The following is a 16,398-nucleotide window of genomic DNA, read 5'->3' as shown; positions in this document are numbered from 1 at the left end:
GGCCGGACTCCGGGATTCCGGCCCCCTTCGCGCGTCGCTATCCCCATGAGGGGGCTCAGACGCCCCCTCGGCCCGACGTCAAGGACGCCCCTGACGCATCGGCCCCGACCATGCCCGCCATTCGGGGAGGAACCCTCAGCGCCGCGGCCACGAACGAGGCGAGCAGCGGGCGGCGGTCCTGTTCCTTCCAGGCGAGCACGAGGCGGCTGAGCGGGGCGTCGGATACCGGTACACCGACGAGGCCGGGCGGGAGCGGCTCGACCAGCGACCGGGGGAGCACGCCGATCATCCGGCTCACTTTGATCATCTGGAGCAGTTGGACCACGTCGGCGACCTCCGGACCGGTGCCGTCGCCCCCTGGCACGCCCTTCCAGCGCGGCAGGGTCTCGCCCTCCAGATCGGCCATCCGCACCGAAGCGAGCCCGGCCAGTCGGTGTGCGGAGGGGACGATGGCCACCCGCTCCTCGGCGTGGAGCGTCTCGTGGTCCAGGCCGTCGAGATCGTCGAACGGTACGTAGAGCAGGCCGACGTCGGCCCGGCCGTCGAGCAGGAAGTCGGTGCGGTCGGCGGGGCCGCTGAAGAGGATGTCGACCCGGCGGGCATCGGGCTGGTGGGCGTACTCGGCCAGGATCCCGGACAGCAGACCGGCGTCGCCGCCGGGCTTGAGTACGAGCCGAAGGTGCGCCTGGGTGTCGACGGCACGCCGGGCGCTGCGGACGGCGGCGGCGACCGCGTTGAGCGCGTGCCGTCCGTGCTCCTGCAACGCTTCCCCGGCCGGTGTGAGCTCGACGTGCCGGCTGGAGCGGAGGAACAGCGGGACGCCGAGCCGGGTCTCGATCCGTCGGATCGCCTTCGACAGCGCCGGCTGGGCGATCGAGAGCCGGGCGGCGGCCCGGCCGAAGTGCAGCTCGTCGGCGACTGCGATGAAGTACTCGAGCTCGCGGGTCTCCAGTTCAACCATGCCTGTAGGTTATCGCTGAATTCCATACTGATCTTGGACACTTGCGGCATGTGGTCGCAAGAATTACCGCATGATCCAGCACACGATGATCGTCTCCTTCGATCAACCGCTGCCCGACACGGAACTCGACCAATACCTCGGGGATATCGAACGGGCCATGCTCGACACCGGCTTCGCGCAGTCGGTCGCAGCCCGCCGCCACATTCCCGTCCCCGGGGAGGAGGCCATTCCCGCGCTGATCGCGACCGCGATCGTGCAGTTCGCCGTGGCCGACATCGACGCTCTGGCGAAGGGGTTCGCCGCGCCCGCCCTGCACGAGATCATCCACCGCTGGCAGTCGCGGCACCCGTACAAGGTCGCCTGGGCGAACCACGAGCCGCTGGCATGAGCGCCGCAACCCGGAAAGCGGGACTGGTCACCGGCGCGGGCAGTGGGATCGGCCGCGCGGCGGCGCTGGAGTTCGCCCGGTGCGGCGCCGCGGTCGCCGTGCTCGACATCGACGAGAGCACGGCCGCCGAGACCGCCCTGATGATCAGGGAGGACGGTGGGGAGGCACTGGCCATCCCCGTCGACATCGGCGACGAAGGCTCCGTGCGGGCGGCCGTCGAGCGTACGGTCGCGGAGTACGGGGGCCTCGACTTCGCCGTGAACAACGCCGGCCTGGACTCCCATCACCGGCAGCTCGAGCAGATGACACTGGCCGAGTTCGAGCGCGTGGTTCATGTCAATCTGGCCGGAACCTTCCTGTGCATGAAGTACGAACTGCCCGCACTGCGCCGCCGCGAGGGCGGCGCCATCGTCAACATCGCCTCCAACGGCGGCCTGTACGCGATCCCGACCGCCCCCGCCTACGTGGCCGCCAAGCACGGCATCGTCGGGCTCACCAAGGTCGCCGCCGTCGATTACGCACCGGACAGCATCCGGGTCAACGCCGTCTGCCCCGGCCCGACCCGTACTCCCGGGTTCGAGCGGGTGGCGGCCGGTACCGACCTGATCGCCATGCAGGAGGCGATCACGCCACTCGGCCGGATGGCCAACCCGGAGGAGGCCGCGGCCGCTGCCGTCTGGCTCTGCTCGGACGCGGCGTCCTACATCACCGGCATCGCGCTGTCGGTCGACGGCGGACGGCGAGCCTGAGGAATCCGCCGCGCACGGGTACCGGGCCCTCCTGAGGTCACATGGCCCCCGCCCCCGCGCGCTCCGTCGCCCGCGCTCCTGAGGAGCCGGGTGCGGAGGGGGCCGCCGGGTCTCGAGCCAACGGATCGCGCTCGGGTCCCGGCGCCCAGCGGGAGGGGCGCGGGGTTCCGCGCCGTACCCCGCGCCCCACCGGGCACGGCCCAGCCCGCCGTCCCCGCACCACACGAACGCCCCCTCCCCCGACCCGGCCCACCCCGCCGGGCCGCACCGGCGTACCTCCGCCCTCCGCGCATGGCCCCGATCAGCGGCAGCGACCGGGCGAGAGGCGGGCGGTGAGAACGGAATCGGATCATTGAGCACCCCCGCGTTCCCTCGCACGGGCGGGAAACCGCCCCGGAGCCTGTCCACGCCGACCGGCACCGCACTCGCCGTCGGCCTGGCGGTGATGACACTGGAAGGCTTCGATCTCGTCGCGTTCGGCGCGACCACACCACTGCTGCTCGACTACCGGCCCTGGGGTCTCACGGTCGCCCTGGTCGGCCTGCTGGGCAGCCTCACGCCCATCGGGATGCTCATCGGCTCCCTGCTGGTCGGCCAGTTCACCGACCGGTTCGGCCGGCGCCGGACGACCCTGGTCAGTGCCGCGCTCGTCAGCGCCGGGATGTTCGTCTGCGCCGCGGCACCCCTGCCGGCCCTGTTCGGTGCGGGCCGTTTCGTCGTCGGGCTCGGCGCCGGTGCGATCTACCCGGCGATGGCCCCGCTGATCTTCGAACTCGCTCCTGACAGACGGAAGAATCTGTACTCGGGGATCGTGCAGTGCGGAACCCCCATCGGCGGCGCGTTCGCGGCCCTCGCCGCCAACACGTTGCTGAGCGGGCACAGTTTTCACGCGGAGTACCTGGTCGGCGGGATTGCCGGTCTGCTCGTGCTGCCCATGGCCTACGCCTGGCTGCCCGAGTCCACGGAATACCAGCGGGCGGCGACGACGTCGGCCCCGGCCCCCGGCAGCCGCGGTGTACGGCTGGTGCTGAAGCCGCCGTACCTCACCACCACACTGCTGTTCTGCGCCATGGCGGCCCTTTCGTTCCTGCTCATCTTCGGCATGAACACCTGGCTGCCAGAGCTGATGAGGACCGCGGACTATCCGCTGCGGTCCTCGCAGACCTTCCTCGTCCTGCTGAATCTCGGCGCCACCGTCGGCGGACTCGCCATGGCGCTGCTGGCCGACCGTGCCGGATCGAAGGGAGCGGTCACCGCCAGTTTCGCCCTCGGAGCCGCCGCGATCGTCGGCATGAGCGCCCAACTGCCGCTGCCGGTGCTCTACGGCATCGTGGTCCTCGGCGGCTGCGGCGCGGTCGGCGTCCAGGGGCTGCTCAATGTGTACATTGCCCGCACCTATCCGGTGACAGCGCGGGCCAGCGCGGTGGGCGTCGCGCTCGGAGTGGGCCGCATCGGCGCGATCGCCGGCCCCACGCTCGGCGGCTGGCTCCTCGCGGCCGACCTGGCACCCCGGTGGAACTTCATCCTCTTCGCCGTCCCCGCCGTCCTCGGCGCGATCCTCGCCCAGGCCGCCGGCGGACGAACGTCCCGCGACCGCGGACGAACGCCCCGCGACCGGGGCCGTACCGCTCCCGCGCCACGCGCCCAGGAGTCAACGGCCGGACAGACGCCATGAAAGAGCACCCCATGGACATACGACATCGCCGTCGTCGGCTGCGGCCCGGTGGGACTGACCAGCGCCCGCCGCACCCGAGACAACGGAGGAGCCCCGGCATGACCTACGTCCCGCCCCGGACGAAGGAGAAGATCGCCCATCTCCGTGCCCGGCGTGTGCTGGGCATCTGACCACCTGTCTCCGGACATCAGCGGAGCTCAGCCGAGGGCCTGCCGTAGAAGTGCGTCGGAGGCTGAGGCGAATCGCGCGACGCGATCCTTGTCCAGCCCTTTGGAGGGCAGGATCGGCCTGGCCTTGTTGTTGAACAAGGTCCCGGTGCGTCCGTTGAGGTCCGGGGTGAACAGGAGCGGCACGATTCGCCTGGCGTACGTGTCGGGGGACTGGGAGAGGAGACCGATGACGGTCTCGGCGAGGCGGTGGGTGAGGCTGCCTTCGCCCAGGTAGTTGGCGCGGATTCCGGTCTTGATGACGCCAGGGTTCAGGCCGAAGTACGCGGGGCCTGGCAGCGTGTTCTCACCGCCGAGGACGAGGGCTTCGTTGGCGGCCACGGTGTTGATGTGTGCCCGCATCCCGGTGTAACCCCTCTCGGTGTTGAGGTCGTCGGGATCGCCGGTGGCTCCGGAGCCCGGGGCGCCCATGACGAACACCCGGGGCTGCGGTGAGCCCTGTGGGCGGGCGGTGCCGAGGCGGGGGGCGAGACCGCGGAGTACGGCGAAGCGACTCAAGTAACTGACCGCGATGTCCCGTTCAAGGTGTTCTGCGGTCTCCTCCCGGTTCTTGGCCGCGAAGGTGCCCAGGGTGAACAGCACGACGTCGTCGGACTCCACCGGGAGTTCCCGTCCCAGGCGGTCGGCCTCGCGCATCGAGGCGAGGTCGGCCTTCACGAAGGTCAGCTGTTCGGCCGGAGCGTCGCGGAAGGTCCGTCCGGCCACCGTGACTTCGGCCCCGCGCGCCAGGGCTTGTCGGGCGATGGCCCGGCCCAGGCCATTCGTGCCGCCGATGACGGTCAGTCGCCTGCCCGACAGATCGAGTCGCTCGATCGGGGTGGGGCGCAGGACCACGCTGCGGTCCACGACTCCGTTCATGCCCATCTCAACCAGCTCCTTCTCGGCCAACTGTTCCAGCTTCAACCGTAGCAGTAGCGGACTTTACCCCGCTTTCGTGTCGGGGCGTAAAGTGGTGCCTCATGGATCACCCCGTCGTGCCTCTCGGTCAGCCACGCGCCGAGCGGGTGGACGCCGCGCGCAACCGCCGGCGGCTGCTGAACACGGCGCGGGAGATGATCGCCGAGGTCGGAGCGGAGAAGGTGACGATGGACGGCCTCGCCGAGCGGGCCGGCCTCGGCAAGGGCACCGTGTTCCGCCGCTTCCGCACGCGAGCGGGCGTCTTCCACGCCCTCCTGGACGAGGATGAACGCGCCTTCCAGGAACAGGTGCTGTACGGCCCGCCACCGCTCGGACCGGGCGCGGACCCGGCCGAGAGGCTGATCGCCTATGGGCGCGCCCGCATCGCCTTCCTGCTCGAACGCCACGCGCTCGCCCGCGCCGCACTCGACCGCGCCCAGCCGATCCCTGCCGGGGAGGCCGTCTTCTCGCCCGCGCACATCCGGGTACTCCTGCGGCAGGCCCGGCCCGACTGCCCGGATTCCGACAGCCTCGCCCTCCAGCTCGCCGCCGCGCTCGAAGGCCCGATCCTGCTGTACCTGGTCATGCCGGAGCGGGCCGAAGCCACCCGCCACTTCGAGCGGCTGGCGGACAGTTGGCAGGTCTTGGTGCAGGGCGTCTGCCGAACCTGAGTGCGCTGCCGGCTCAGGTGCGGGCGATGGGCAGCCGGAGGGTGAAGGAGGCGCCGACTCCTGTGTCCCGTGAGGCGCCGACTCCTGTGTCCCGTGTGGTGGGGGGACGGTCGGTGACCGTGAGCGTGCCTCTGTGCGCGGTGGCGATGTCGCGGGCGATGGCCAGGCCGAGGCCGGTGCCGGAGTCGGGGCCGCTCTGGCGGGTCCGGGCGGCTTGGAGGCGCACGAACCGGTCGAAGATCCGGTCGCGGTCGGCGGGCGGGATGCCGGGGCCGTCGTCGCTGACCTGGAGGACGGCCGTGTCGGGGCCGTCGGTGGTGACGGTGAGCTGGACGTGCGTGGCGGCGTGGCGGTCGGCGTTGTCGAGGAGGTTGCGGATCAGGCGGGTGAGTTGATCGGGATCGCCGAGGACGCGGACGCCGTCGTCGGTGTGGATCTCCAGGGGGATGCGGGCGGGGACGGACCGGGCGGCGGTGCGCGCCAGTGCGGCCAGGTCGATGGGCTCATGGTGGGTGAGCAGGGTGTCGTCGTCGGCGCGGGCAAGCAGTAGCAGGGAGTCGACGAGGCGCTGGAGGCGGGCGGTTTCGGTGACGGCGCGTTCGGCCAGATCCGGCCAGGGGGCGCGGTCGGGGTAGGCGATTCCGACCTCCAGGGAGGTGCGTACGGCCGCGAGCGGGGTGCGCAGCTCGTGGGAGGCGTCGGCGACGAAGCGGCGCTGGCGGGTCGCGGAGTCCTCCAGGCGTTCGAGCATCGAGTTGAGGGTGCCGGTCAGGCGGCCGATCTCGTCGTCGCCGGTGGGGCCGGGGATGCGGCGGTGCAGGTCGCTGCCGGTGATCTCGGCAGCCTCGGCGCGGATGCGTTCCACCGGCCGCAGGGTGCGGCCGATGAGCACCCAGGACATGCCGAGTGCGCCGAGGACGACCAGCGGCAGGACGAACAGCAGATGGCCCTGGAGGTCGTTGGTGACGATGCTGAGGATGCGGGTGGAGGCGCCGGTGTACACGACCACGGGTGTGGTGCCGGCGACGTAGCGCTGGGCCACCACGTGTTCGTCGTCGTCCGTGCCCTGTCCGGGAACTGTCCGCGGCGTGGTGCTGCCCGCGGGCAGGGTGTACCGGGCGGGCCGGCCCTGGACGTTCGCGGTGGCGGCCACCACGGTTCCGGAGCCGTCGACGACCTGGGCCCAGGCGCTCGGGTCGTCGGGGACGGCGGGCAGGGGCTTGGGCCAGGTTCCGTCGGCGGAGCGGCCGACGGATGTCGCGTAGGAGGTCAGCGTCGTGTCGACGTTCGCGCGTACGGAGCTGACCAGCGTGATCGCGATCACCGCGATGCCGAGCGCGAGGGCGGCGGTGACGATCAGGGTGGCCATGAGCGTGACGCGCAGCCGCAGCGAGCGGCTAGGGGCGGTGCGGGTCAATGCGGTACCCCCTGCCTCGTACGGTCTCGATGACGCTCGCGTCGGTCTTGCGGCGCAGGTGGTGGATGCGGACCTCGACGACGGCAGGGTCGGCCCGGGAGGCCATGTCCCAGCAGTGTTCCAGGAGTTCGGCCTTGGAGACGGTGCGGCCCTCGGCGCGCAGCAGGTACTCCAGCACGCTCGCCTCACCAGGCGTGAGGGCGAGGGGCCGGCCGGCGAAGTGGACCGCGTGGGTGGCCGGGTCCAACGTCAGCTCCCCGGACCGCAGTTGGGCGGGGCGCTCACGGGTGCTGCGGCGCAGCAGGGCCCGCAGGTGGGCGAGCAGCACCGGATAGGAGAACGGCTTGGTGAGGTAGTCGTCGGCGCCCAGATCGAGGCCCTCGGCCTGGTCGAGAGGGGCGTCCATGGCGGTGAGCATGAGGATCGGGGTCCACTTGCCGGCTTCGCGCAGCCGTGCGCAGATCTGGTAGCCGTCCAGGCCCGGGAGCATGACGTCCAGGACGATCAGGTCGAAGTCGTGCTCCTGCGCCAGCCACAGCCCTTCCGCCCCGTCGGCGGTCAGGCAGACGACGTAGCCCTCGGCTTTCAGCCCCCAGGTGAGGGATGCGCCGAGGGCCTCGTCGTCCTCGATCACGAGAATGCGCATGGCTCAAGCATGCCGGGACAGGGCCGGGTGGGCGTCCTCATGCGCGCCGCCGTCCGTGCCGTCTGTTCCGTGTCCGCCGTGGTGGTCACCGTGACCGGTGGCCTGCGGCTTGATACGCAGCAGGCGGGCGGCCCAGGCCGGCAGGTACCAGTTGGCGCGGCCGAAGAGCACCACCAGGGAGGGGGTGAGCAGGGTGCGTACGACCAAAGCGTCGATGAGGATACCCGCGGCCATACCGGTGGCCATCATCTTGATGGTCACGTCCGGCGAGGACGACAGGGACACCAGGGCGAGGAACAGGATGAGGGCGGCGCTCGTGACGAGGCGCCCGGTGCGGGAGATGCCCTCGACCACGGAGGCGGGGGTGTCGCCGGTGCGGTCGTGGGCCTCACGGATCCGATCCAGGATGAACACCTCGTAATCCATGGACACCCCGAACAGGAACCCGAACAGAAGCATCGGCACGAACGGGCTGATCGAGCCGGTGGCGGGGATGCCCCACAGGGCATGCGAGCCGTAGCCGTGCTGCCAGATCAGGACCAGTACGCCGTACGCGGCACCGACCGAGAGCAGGTTGAGGGCGACGGCCTTGGCGGGCAGCAGCAGGGAGCGCATGCCGCGGGCCAGCAGAACGAAGGTGAGCAGCGCGGCGACGGCCAGGAGCGCGGGGAACCAGGTGGACAGGATGTGGGTGACGTCGGCCGACTGGACCTGTTCGCCGCCGATCATCGCGTTGTGCGGGACGGCGCCGCGCAGCTGGGACAGGGCGGTACCGGCGTGCGCGGTGCCGATCTCGTGATCGGGCAGCGCCATGATCACCGAACTGCCGGAGTGGTGCCAGGCGGGTATGTCGGCGGCCAGGACGCCGTGGAGGTCGGGCAGGGTCCGCAGGGTGGCGGCGGTGGCCGCGGGGTCGGTGCCTGCGGGCAGTTCGATGGGAACCGAGGTGAGTACGCCGGTGGGGAACCCGTCGTGCTGCAGGGCCCGCAGGCCCTGCTCGGCCGGGCCGCCCCCGGCGAGCGACGTGCTGATCGGGGAGGCGATGTTGATGGTCAGCCCGAACGCGCACAGAGTACCCAGAATCGCGGTTCCCATAAGGGCCGCGGCCTTGGGGCGGGCGACGATCGTGCGGGCGGTGCGCGTCCACATCCGGCCAGGGCCCGCCGTGGTGCGACGGTGCAGGCGGATGCGGTCCATCCGCGGTCCGACGGAGGCCAGCAGCAGCGGGATGGTGGTGAGCGCCACCAGAGCGGCGATGGAGGGGATGAACAGTCCGGACAGGCCGACGCCCTGGATGAAGGAGACCGGGACGACGGTCAGCGCGAACAGGCCCAGTGAGGCGATCAGCGCGCTGAAGGCCACCGAGTGCCCGGCGCGGCGCATGGAGCGCAGGACCGCCTCGCGGTTGTCGGCGCCCTTGTCGCGCTCCTCCCGCCAGCGGTTGACCAGCAGCAGCGAGTAGTCGATCGACAGGCCGAGGCCCAGCAGGGCGACGATGAACTGCACCGAGGGGTTGATGGCGATGCTCGTGGCGTAGGTCAGGCCCCAGATCGCCAGCTGCATCGTCAGCACCGAGACGACCGCCGACAGCAGCGGCAGCAGGGCCAGCGCGGAGCCCGAACACCCAGGCCAGCACAACCAGTGCGAGCCCGCCGCCGAGCAGGATCTCGCTCAGCACGCTCGCACCGCTGCTGCCGCCGCCGGCGCTGAGCTCCTCGATGCCGGTCCGGTGCACCGTCGTGCCGGGCACCGCGTGCGTGATCGCGCTGCTCATGCCGTCCATGACCTGCGCGGGAACCGTGGTACCTGATGCGGGCGGGTACACCATGACCAGGGTGGCGCGGCCCCCGGTGCCCACCAGCGCCTTGTCACCGGTGTTCGCGTAGGACAGATCGCGGACCCCGGCAACGCCGGACGCCACCTTGTCGGCCGCGGCCAGACCGGCCTTCGCGGCGGGGCTGTCCGCGGTGATGCCCTTCGGCAGGTCGACGACCAGCACGCTGGGCTTGGCGGACGCCCCGCCGTACTCCTTGGCCAGCGCGACGTTGGCGTCGTAGCTGGCGGTGCTGACGGTCGTGCCGCTCTTGAGCCGGCCGGCGACATGCGGCGCCATCACCACACCGACCACGGTGACGGCGGCCCAGACCAGGGCCACCCAGAGTCGGTGCCGCATGACGAATGCGGCGAAGCGTTCCACGGAAGAGAACCTCCAGGAGGGGGCCGGTCCACAGCGGCCCGGCGACGGTTCCCGAAGCTAGAAAGGCCTACCTTTCGATTTCCTTATCCGCCCGTGTTCCTCGACGGCGTCCACCACCGAGCCCGGATCAGCATCAGGCCGGGGCGGGCAGCATCAGGCCGGGGCGGGCAGTCGCATCTCCATCAGGGGGCGTACCGCTGTCCGGCGTAGCAGTCGTTGTCGCGCAGGTCGCCCTGGATGGTCGGGCGAGACAGGGAGACCTTCACTGCGAGGGCGAGTGGGTGGTTGACCAGCAGGATGCGCTCGGGATCCGTGCCGAACACGGTCAGTCCGCCTGCCCGCCCGGCCGCGGAGTCGGCGCGGACCGGTGCGCGGTCCAGTCGGCGCGGCCGCCCGCGCCCATTGCTCCGGTGCCTGCGGCGAACTCGGCCCCGCTCCGGCACCGCAGCTCGCGCCGGGAGATGTGGGCGACGAGGGCGGGGAAGACCGGGCGCAGCGCCTGGCACCAGCGCAGCCAGGGCGGCGCGTGGACGCGGGGAGCGCGGCGGACGATGCCGTCGGTGAGCAGGCCGGCCACCCGCGCCGGAGTCTGGACGCGGCGGGCGAACCGGGGCTGGTGCGCGCGCAGGGCCCGCAGTACCGGGTTGTCGTCGATGCCGCCGATCATGTCGGTGCCGGTCCAGTGCAGGTAGGCGACGCCGACGGCGATGCCGTCGGGTTCGAGCTCGCAGCGCAGGGATTGGGCGAAGGACTCCGCACCCGCCTTGGAGGCGCAGTACGCGCTCATCATGGGCGCGGAGCCGAACGAGGCAGTGGAGGCGACCTGGAGGAAGTAGCCGCGGGTGCGGGTGAGGTGGGGCAGGAAGGCCCTGGCGGTGTTGGCCGCGCCGGTCAGGTTGACGTCGACGACCCGCTGCCACAGGTCGGCCTCGGTGTCGCGGAAGGGCCCGCTGACGGCGATGCCCGCGTTGGCCACGACCACGTCGGCGGGGCCGAGCCGTGTTTCGACCTCGCGTGCGGCGGCGTCCAGGGCGGCCGGGTCGGTGACGTCCGCCTCGACGCACAGGGTGGGCGTGGGCAGCCCGGCCGCCGCCTCCCGCAGCCTCTCCTCCTCCCGGCCGAGCAGCGCCACCCGTGCACCGGCCTCGGACAGCGCGGTGGCGACGGCCGCGCCGACGCCGCGGGCGGCTCCGGTGACGACGGCCACGCGTCCGCTCAGCGGTGAGACACCGGTGTGCGGGCTCGGGGAGCGGGCGATGCCGCGGCGGCCGAGTCCTCGTCCGCTTGTCCTCATGGTCCTCATCTCCTGCCGACGGGGGCGCGCCCGGCGGCCCGGCCTGTACGGCGGACGACGGCGCGGAGGCCCTCACCCTCGACGTGTCCTTCAAGGTGGCGGGCCGGCTGGTCGTGCCGGTCCACCCCGCACTGCTGCGCATCACCGAGGGCGCGGGCGCGGGCTCCGTCGTGGGGAGGCACGCCATCCCGCTCGGCGCGGACGGTTCCGGCCACCCCCGCACCACCGTCATGGAGACGGTGGTCGCCGCCTCGGACCGTCCGGGCTTCCCCGCCGCCCGCCGATCCGCGCCGCTGCCGCGCCCCCTGGTGCGCGCCACGGCCGGGCGGCTATGCCGGGACGTCCCAGCCTACGCCGAGCGGCGCCAGCAGCTGCGGTCGACGGGCCGCTTCCCGGGCTGGGCGGGGTGAACGCACCACTGCTTTTCTCTTGGGCTCGGTTGGATTCGAGACCCCGAGCGATCGAACGAGGAGAAACGGAACTGCGACACGCTTTCCGCAAAAGGCCCGCCCAAGGGCCATTACGTCCGGCCGTAACAGGGGAACGAGTTGGCGTGGAGCTGATTCGAGAGGATACTGAAATTGGAGCGTTCTCGAAGGATCGGAGGAATCCATGATCGCCCTCGGGATCATTCTCCTCGTCGTCGGCTTTGTGACCGGCATCTCCATCCTGTGGACCATTGGAATCGTCCTTCTCGTCATCGGAGCGATCCTCTGGGTCCTGGGCGCCACCGGGCACGCGATCGGTGGGCGTCGGCACTACTGGTAGCAGAGCCGTCGATGGCAGGGCCGGCCAGTGGCTGCACCCGGCCTTACTGGGCCGTGTTCCGGGCGGAAAGAGCCCTCACGGGCTTTCCATGCCAATGGCAGTTCTTCTGCATTTCCGGCCGTTTTCCGGATTGGGCCATCATCGCGCGACGCGGAGTCCGCACAGCGCGGGCACCGGGCACTGCCCCCAAAGGAGATGTGACCGGCGGGTCAGGCGAAAGCCGAGACCAGGACAGCGTTGAGGGCTCGACCGGCGCGCGCCGGTCGAACCCTCAACGCGTTCAGTGTCCGGTCGGCAAGACAGCGCCTCCTCCAGTGCCGACCAGGGGTCCGCGACTCATGAGTCGGAGTAGCTGAAGTCGCCAACGGTCCAGCCGCTGACGTCCTTGATCGCGACGCGGTACATCCCGCCCGTCTCGGGGATTGCCATGCTTCCTTGCAGGATTCGGGCGACGTGAAAATGCAGATGGGTGGGCGGCCCACCGCGGTCGGGCCGGCCCTGCGTCTGGTCGGCGGTGAAGACGCCGGAGAAGGGGCCGAGGCGGTCCGAGTCCCTCAGGATCTCCGACACACGCTGCCTCCATACGGCTTCGGGAGCCAACCGTCCGGTGATGACAGCGCCGCCGGTGACCACGGTCAGGGACATCTGATTGCTCTGCTCGGACTCCACCGTGGCGGCCAGGTCAACGAGCAGTTCGTCAGTGTTCGACATGAGAGCCGATTTTATTCATCGGTCCGGCCGGCTGTACCCCACCGGACGCGGCGGCCCCGGCGGTCAGGCTCCTGCGCGGGCCGCGGCAACGCTGTTCGGCCCTGTCACGGAGGACAGCCGTGAAGGCTCGGCGCCGGGCCGAACCGACCCGGCATCGCCGGCCGCACTTACCGCGGAGACCTCATCTTCCCAGGTCAGCGACGCGGGGGAGGTCATACGTTGAAGCGGAACTCCACCACGAGCCTTTGACCTGCGGAAATGCCGCGCCATCCCAGCACCGTCCCAGCACGGGATCCACGACAGGGTACGAGAAGGCTCAGGATCACCAACGTTACACAACAGCGCCGGCAAGGAGCCGAGGTCCCAGAACTTCTCCGCAACGTCTGTTCAGCCTGATCGCGTTCCCCAACTTCCGTGCCGCGCCTACCATCCGCCACTCACAGCGACCAAGCGGTCAACAAATCGCGGGGGCCGTAGGCGGCATCGAGCCCCGCACAGTCGACGCCGCTGCGCGAGACCGCCACGACGGGGACAGGTTCGTCGGTGAGGGCGGCGCGGTGGCGGTGGAGAGCTGCCAGATCGTGCCGGTCGAAGGGCGACTGCTCCAGCCACTTGATGGAGCCGACGAAAAACAGCTCCTTGGCGATGGGGGCGCGATCCGCCCCGACGATATCGATCTCGACATTGTTGGTACGGGTCCAGTAGCCGCCCACTGCGCGGGCCGCGGGCAGCCGGTCGTCTGGCAGTATCCGCGCCAGGGCCTCGCGGACAAGGGGCTCGATCGCACGGCCGCGCCAGCTGGTCCAGTTTTCCCTGATCCGCGCCAAGGTCAGATCGCCGCGCCCCCGCTCGATCTCCTCCATGGACGGGCCAAGCAGGTGCAGCCAAAACCGCAGGTAGGGATCTGTCACCCGGTAGCGGCGATCCTTCGACGGACGCAGCGATACGGGCAGCTCCGCGGCCACGATCCGCTTGTCCGTAAGCAGCTCCAACGCTCGCTGCAGCGGCGTCGCCCCGATCCCGCCGGCCGCACGGGCGATGTTGGTGAAGGTCCGCTCACCACTGCCGATAGCCGCCAGCACCGTACGGGCCTGAGCCTGCGGGGGGAATTCGGCAGCCAGCGAGCGCTCGGCGGACACCAGCAGGGCGGAGACCGGATCGTTCAGCGCCTCATTGAGGAAGTCCCACAGCCCCGCGCCGTGTGGCCACTCCGCGCAGATCAGCGGCAATCCCCCGGTGACCAGCGCAGCGTCGAAGGCTTCCGCCGGATCCAGCCCGAGCATGCGCCCCACCTCGGCGGGGTTCAGCGGCCCCAGCACCATCTCCCGGCCGCGTTGATGGAAGGGTCGCCCGTAGCTGTTCAGAGCCTCCATCATTGACAGATCGGAGCCGATGAGAACCAGCAGCACCGGCTTGGTCTCCAGCACCCGGTCCCAGGCCCGTTGCAGCATCCCCTCAAAGGTGCCATCGACATCCATCAAGTACGGCACCTCGTCGATGACCAGCACGCTCGCCCGGTCGGCGGGCAGCGCCGCGGCCAGCACATCGAACGCGGCATCCCAGCTCTCCGGCCGCGCGGCGGCCACCAGCCCCGCCAACGGCAGCGTCGATGCTTGGGCGTCCCGGGCCAGCCGTGCCAGATCATCTCTGGGGGACGCACCGGTCGCCGCGTAGAACAAGAACGGGGCTCCGGAGCGCTCCGCAAACCGCTCGACCAGTCGCGACTTGCCCACCCGGCGCCGCCCACGCAACATCACGCACCGACCGGGCCGCTCCCCGCCAACCCCTGCCGCCACCTTCTGCAGCTCTCGCTCCAACGTCGCCAGCTCCTGGCGACGGCCCACAAAATCCACCACGTCTGTCGACCTCCACTCACGAAACTAACGACGATGTTACTAACATCGACGTTAGTATATCACTTTCGCCAGTTGTGGCTCCCGGTCACGAGTCATGGACCCGCGCCCTACGGACCGTGCGGCCACCGAGTCGGTAGTGCCAAGCAGGGGTCAAGGCCGGCACCCCAGGCAAATGCCGCGTCACCGAAGGCCACGCCGGCGCCGTAGGCGGAATTCACGCTTTCGTTGTCCAGGTGGATGCCGAGGAGGTGGTCGGCGATCTCGCCCTGGAGCGCGGACTCCAGTGGTCGACTCCGGTCACTACAAGGAACGGACGGAGAGCAGAAGAGGCAACGGGCAACCCCGTCGAACCCCGATTCTTGAGGCGCACCTCGTGCCAAACTTACTTTCGGATGCGAAGCGAAACAACTCCGTCACGCCAAGTGTTCGCGGTCGGTCTTCGTGTCAGCCAGTGAACGTCGCATGAAAGTTCCCCGTGAGGGCGCACGGCTCTCACGGTCGCTGTTCAAGGGGATGTTAATGATGAGTGCAACTTTACGTTTCGGCCCGGAACTTCGCCGTCTGCGACAGGAAACGGGGCTTACTCTGACCGAGTTCTCCGTGGCGCTCAATTACGACAAGGGGCACCTCAGCAAGGTGGAGCGCGGGGAGCGTTCCGCGTCCCCCGAACTGGCCCGGCGGTGCGACGCCTTCCTCGGCGCGAAAGGTGAGCTGCAGCGCCTGGTCGTCCGCCCCGAGACCGACTCGGACACCACCGAACCCCCCGCCACCCCGAGCCTCTGGCTCGTCGGGCGTCGGGGGGTCCTCGCGGCGGGTACGGGGTCGCTGATCGACCTCGGCCTGAAACTCGGCGGTCAGGCGCCCTCTGCAGCCGATCCCCTCCTTCCCTTCTTCCGCATGCAGTTCGACCAGCTACGACAGCTCGGCCAGTCCACCGCGCCGAAGGTCCTGCTTCCCCTGCTGGAGACGCAAACGCGCACGGTCGCCGGGCTGGCCGCCGACGCCCCGTCCGCCACTCGGGCCCCCGCGCTCCTGCTCGCGTCGCGGTTCGCGGAGTTCACCGGCTGGATGGCCCAGGAGGCCGGGGACAGCGGCGCGGCGCTCAGCTGGACCGGTGAGGCCGCCGAACTGGCGCGCGCCGGGGGCGATCCGTACCTCGGTTCCTACGCGCTCGTGCGACGCGCCCTGGTCACGCTCTACGGCGGGGACGCCGCGGGCACCGTCGCCCTGGCCCGCCGGGCCCAGAGCGACGAACTCCCGCCGCGCATCCGGGGACTCGCGGCCCAGCGGGAGGCGCAGGGACATGCGCTCGTCGGCGACGAACGCGACTGCCTCCGCAGCCTCGACAGGGCGAGGGAGCTGCTCGACAGCGATGACGCCCGCAGCGGCGCGGAGCCCGTGATCGGCACCACCCACGTGAGCGATCCGGCGGCGATGACGACCGGCTGGTGCCTGCACGACCTCGGTCGCCCCAAGGCCGCCACCGAGGTCCTCGACCAGGAGTACCGCCGCCTCCCGCCGCACGCGCTGCGCACCCGTGCCCGGTACGGCTTCCGCAGGTCCTTGGCCCACGCCGCCTCCGGAGAGGTCGAGCACGCGTGCACGATCGCCGGGGAGCTCCTGGCGGTGATGCCGGCCGTGCCCTCGGCGACGGTGAACAGCGACGTCCGGCGTCTCGCCCGGGAACTCTCCCGGTTCCGGAGCAGCCGGGCCGTACGCGATCTGCAGCCGGCTCTGGCAGGGGTACTCGCCCCCGCGCACGACTGACACCGGCTCCACGACCGGCACCGGCTCGAGCCGCCCGGCTTGCCGGACTACCCGGTCCCTCCAGCCCTCCGGATCCCACGGTCCCCGGCGGAACCCTCTGATCCCCGTCCGATGCGTCGCACCGCGCCCCCAGCTTCTTCGGGCTGCCCGCGGCCAGCGACGCGCCGGGCGGCG

16 protein-coding genes are annotated in these 16,398 nt (G+C 70.8%); 7 read left to right on the top strand and 9 right to left on the bottom strand.

Translation table 11 applies throughout. The features are described 5' to 3' along the window. Window positions 1-55: 55 nt before the first annotated feature. Window positions 56-961, bottom strand: coding sequence for a LysR family transcriptional regulator (locus STRVI_RS05645; RefSeq protein ID WP_014054654.1), 906 nt, complete (start codon window positions 959-961; stop codon window positions 56-58). Window positions 962-1,031: 70 nt separating this feature from the next. Between STRVI_RS05645 and STRVI_RS05640 the strand changes: the two genes are divergently transcribed. The 3 genes from STRVI_RS05640 to STRVI_RS05630 all read left to right on the top strand — a co-directional run bounded on the left by STRVI_RS05640 (window position 1,032) and on the right by STRVI_RS05630 (window position 3,773). Beyond that, complete coding sequence (locus STRVI_RS05640) at window positions 1,032-1,349, top strand: hypothetical protein (protein WP_014054653.1); 318 nt, start codon at window positions 1,032-1,034, stop codon at window positions 1,347-1,349. Then, the gene (locus tag STRVI_RS05635; RefSeq protein ID WP_014054652.1) at window positions 1,346-2,098 is read left to right on the top strand and encodes an SDR family NAD(P)-dependent oxidoreductase; all 753 of its coding nucleotides are present in this window, start codon (window positions 1,346-1,348) and stop codon (window positions 2,096-2,098) included. Before STRVI_RS05640 ends, STRVI_RS05635 begins: the two co-directional genes overlap by 4 nt. 352 nt (window positions 2,099-2,450) lie before the next feature. Next, the gene (locus STRVI_RS05630; RefSeq protein ID WP_014054651.1) at window positions 2,451-3,773 is read left to right on the top strand and encodes an MFS transporter; all 1,323 of its coding nucleotides are present in this window, start codon (window positions 2,451-2,453) and stop codon (window positions 3,771-3,773) included. A gap of 197 nt (window positions 3,774-3,970) precedes the next feature. Here STRVI_RS05630 and STRVI_RS05625 read toward each other — a convergent pair whose 3' ends face one another. Then, a complete protein-coding gene (locus STRVI_RS05625) occupies window positions 3,971-4,864 on the bottom strand; it encodes a hypothetical protein (RefSeq protein ID WP_014054650.1) in 894 nt (297 codons plus the stop codon). A gap of 95 nt (window positions 4,865-4,959) precedes the next feature. Here STRVI_RS05625 and STRVI_RS05620 point away from each other — a divergent pair, with 95 nt between their 5' ends. Beyond that, window positions 4,960-5,568, top strand: a complete 609-nt coding sequence (locus STRVI_RS05620; RefSeq protein WP_014054649.1) for a TetR/AcrR family transcriptional regulator — start codon at window positions 4,960-4,962, stop codon at window positions 5,566-5,568. Between the two features lie 13 nt (window positions 5,569-5,581). Here the strand turns inward: STRVI_RS05620 and STRVI_RS05615 are convergent, their stop codons facing one another. The 5 genes from STRVI_RS05615 to STRVI_RS05600 form a co-directional block, all read right to left on the bottom strand. Continuing rightward, a complete protein-coding gene (locus STRVI_RS05615) occupies window positions 5,582-6,985 on the bottom strand; it encodes a sensor histidine kinase (protein ID WP_014054648.1) in 1,404 nt (467 codons plus the stop codon). After that, window positions 6,966-7,631, bottom strand: coding sequence for a response regulator transcription factor (locus tag STRVI_RS05610; RefSeq protein WP_014054647.1), 666 nt, complete (start codon window positions 7,629-7,631; stop codon window positions 6,966-6,968). The genes STRVI_RS05615 and STRVI_RS05610 overlap by 20 nt, the downstream gene beginning before the upstream one ends. Before the next feature lie 3 nt (window positions 7,632-7,634). After that, the gene (locus tag STRVI_RS05605) at window positions 7,635-9,269 is read right to left on the bottom strand and encodes an MMPL family transporter (protein WP_050993627.1); all 1,635 of its coding nucleotides are present in this window, start codon (window positions 9,267-9,269) and stop codon (window positions 7,635-7,637) included. Window positions 9,270-10,010: 741 nt separating this feature from the next. After that, window positions 10,011-10,151 carry a DUF4387 family protein gene (locus STRVI_RS50455; RefSeq protein ID WP_251982564.1) on the bottom strand — a complete coding sequence of 47 codons (141 nt, stop codon included), beginning with the start codon at window positions 10,149-10,151 and terminating at the stop codon, window positions 10,011-10,013. Between the two features lie 2 nt (window positions 10,152-10,153). Further along, the gene (locus STRVI_RS05600) at window positions 10,154-11,122 is read right to left on the bottom strand and encodes an SDR family oxidoreductase (protein ID WP_014054646.1); all 969 of its coding nucleotides are present in this window, start codon (window positions 11,120-11,122) and stop codon (window positions 10,154-10,156) included. Between STRVI_RS05600 and STRVI_RS05595 the strand changes: the two genes are divergently transcribed. Together STRVI_RS05595 and STRVI_RS52505 are read left to right on the top strand one after the other, a co-directional pair. After that, window positions 11,113-11,532 (top strand): DUF5914 domain-containing protein, encoded by a 420-nt coding sequence (locus tag STRVI_RS05595; RefSeq protein ID WP_435532576.1) that lies wholly within the window; start codon window positions 11,113-11,115, stop codon window positions 11,530-11,532. The genes STRVI_RS05600 and STRVI_RS05595 overlap by 10 nt on opposite strands. A 202-nt stretch (window positions 11,533-11,734) precedes the next feature. Next, on the top strand, window positions 11,735-11,890 hold the full coding sequence (locus STRVI_RS52505; protein WP_014054645.1) for a DUF6131 family protein: 156 nt from the start codon (window positions 11,735-11,737) through the stop codon (window positions 11,888-11,890). Window positions 11,891-12,226: 336 nt separating this feature from the next. Here STRVI_RS52505 and STRVI_RS05590 read toward each other — a convergent pair whose 3' ends face one another. Together STRVI_RS05590 and STRVI_RS05585 are read right to left on the bottom strand one after the other, a co-directional pair. Beyond that, window positions 12,227-12,601, bottom strand: a complete 375-nt coding sequence (locus STRVI_RS05590) for a hypothetical protein (protein ID WP_014054644.1) — start codon at window positions 12,599-12,601, stop codon at window positions 12,227-12,229. A 437-nt stretch (window positions 12,602-13,038) separates the two neighbouring features. Continuing rightward, window positions 13,039-14,457 carry an ATP-binding protein gene (locus tag STRVI_RS05585; RefSeq protein ID WP_014054643.1) on the bottom strand — a complete coding sequence of 473 codons (1,419 nt, stop codon included), beginning with the start codon at window positions 14,455-14,457 and terminating at the stop codon, window positions 13,039-13,041. Window positions 14,458-14,979: 522 nt separating this feature from the next. Between STRVI_RS05585 and STRVI_RS05580 the strand changes: the two genes are divergently transcribed. Continuing rightward, window positions 14,980-16,224 carry a helix-turn-helix domain-containing protein gene (locus STRVI_RS05580; protein WP_043235446.1) on the top strand — a complete coding sequence of 415 codons (1,245 nt, stop codon included), beginning with the start codon at window positions 14,980-14,982 and terminating at the stop codon, window positions 16,222-16,224. The last annotated feature ends 174 nt before the right edge of the window (window positions 16,225-16,398 follow it).

The organism is Streptomyces violaceusniger Tu 4113 (genome assembly GCF_000147815.2).
GTDB lineage: Bacteria > Actinomycetota > Actinomycetes > Streptomycetales > Streptomycetaceae > Streptomyces > Streptomyces violaceusniger_A.
This window is presented reverse-complemented; position numbering and strand designations above follow the sequence as displayed.

Coding starts and splice junctions, on each gene's coding strand:
- STRVI_RS05645 (WP_014054654.1), bottom strand. CDS start 961: ATGGTTGAACTGGAGACCCGCGAGCTCGAGTACTTCATCGCAGTCGCC.
- STRVI_RS05640 (WP_014054653.1), top strand. CDS start 1,032: ATGATCCAGCACACGATGATCGTCTCCTTCGATCAACCGCTGCCCGAC.
- STRVI_RS05635 (WP_014054652.1), top strand. CDS start 1,346: ATGAGCGCCGCAACCCGGAAAGCGGGACTGGTCACCGGCGCGGGCAGT.
- STRVI_RS05625 (WP_014054650.1), bottom strand. CDS start 4,864: ATGGGCATGAACGGAGTCGTGGACCGCAGCGTGGTCCTGCGCCCCACC.
- STRVI_RS05620 (WP_014054649.1), top strand. CDS start 4,960: ATGGATCACCCCGTCGTGCCTCTCGGTCAGCCACGCGCCGAGCGGGTG.
- STRVI_RS05610 (WP_014054647.1), bottom strand. CDS start 7,631: ATGCGCATTCTCGTGATCGAGGACGACGAGGCCCTCGGCGCATCCCTC.
- STRVI_RS05600 (WP_014054646.1), bottom strand. CDS start 11,122: ATGAGGACAAGCGGACGAGGACTCGGCCGCCGCGGCATCGCCCGCTCC.
- STRVI_RS52505 (WP_014054645.1), top strand. CDS start 11,735: ATGATCGCCCTCGGGATCATTCTCCTCGTCGTCGGCTTTGTGACCGGC.
- STRVI_RS05590 (WP_014054644.1), bottom strand. CDS start 12,601: ATGTCGAACACTGACGAACTGCTCGTTGACCTGGCCGCCACGGTGGAG.
- STRVI_RS05580 (WP_043235446.1), top strand. CDS start 14,980: ATGAGTGCAACTTTACGTTTCGGCCCGGAACTTCGCCGTCTGCGACAG.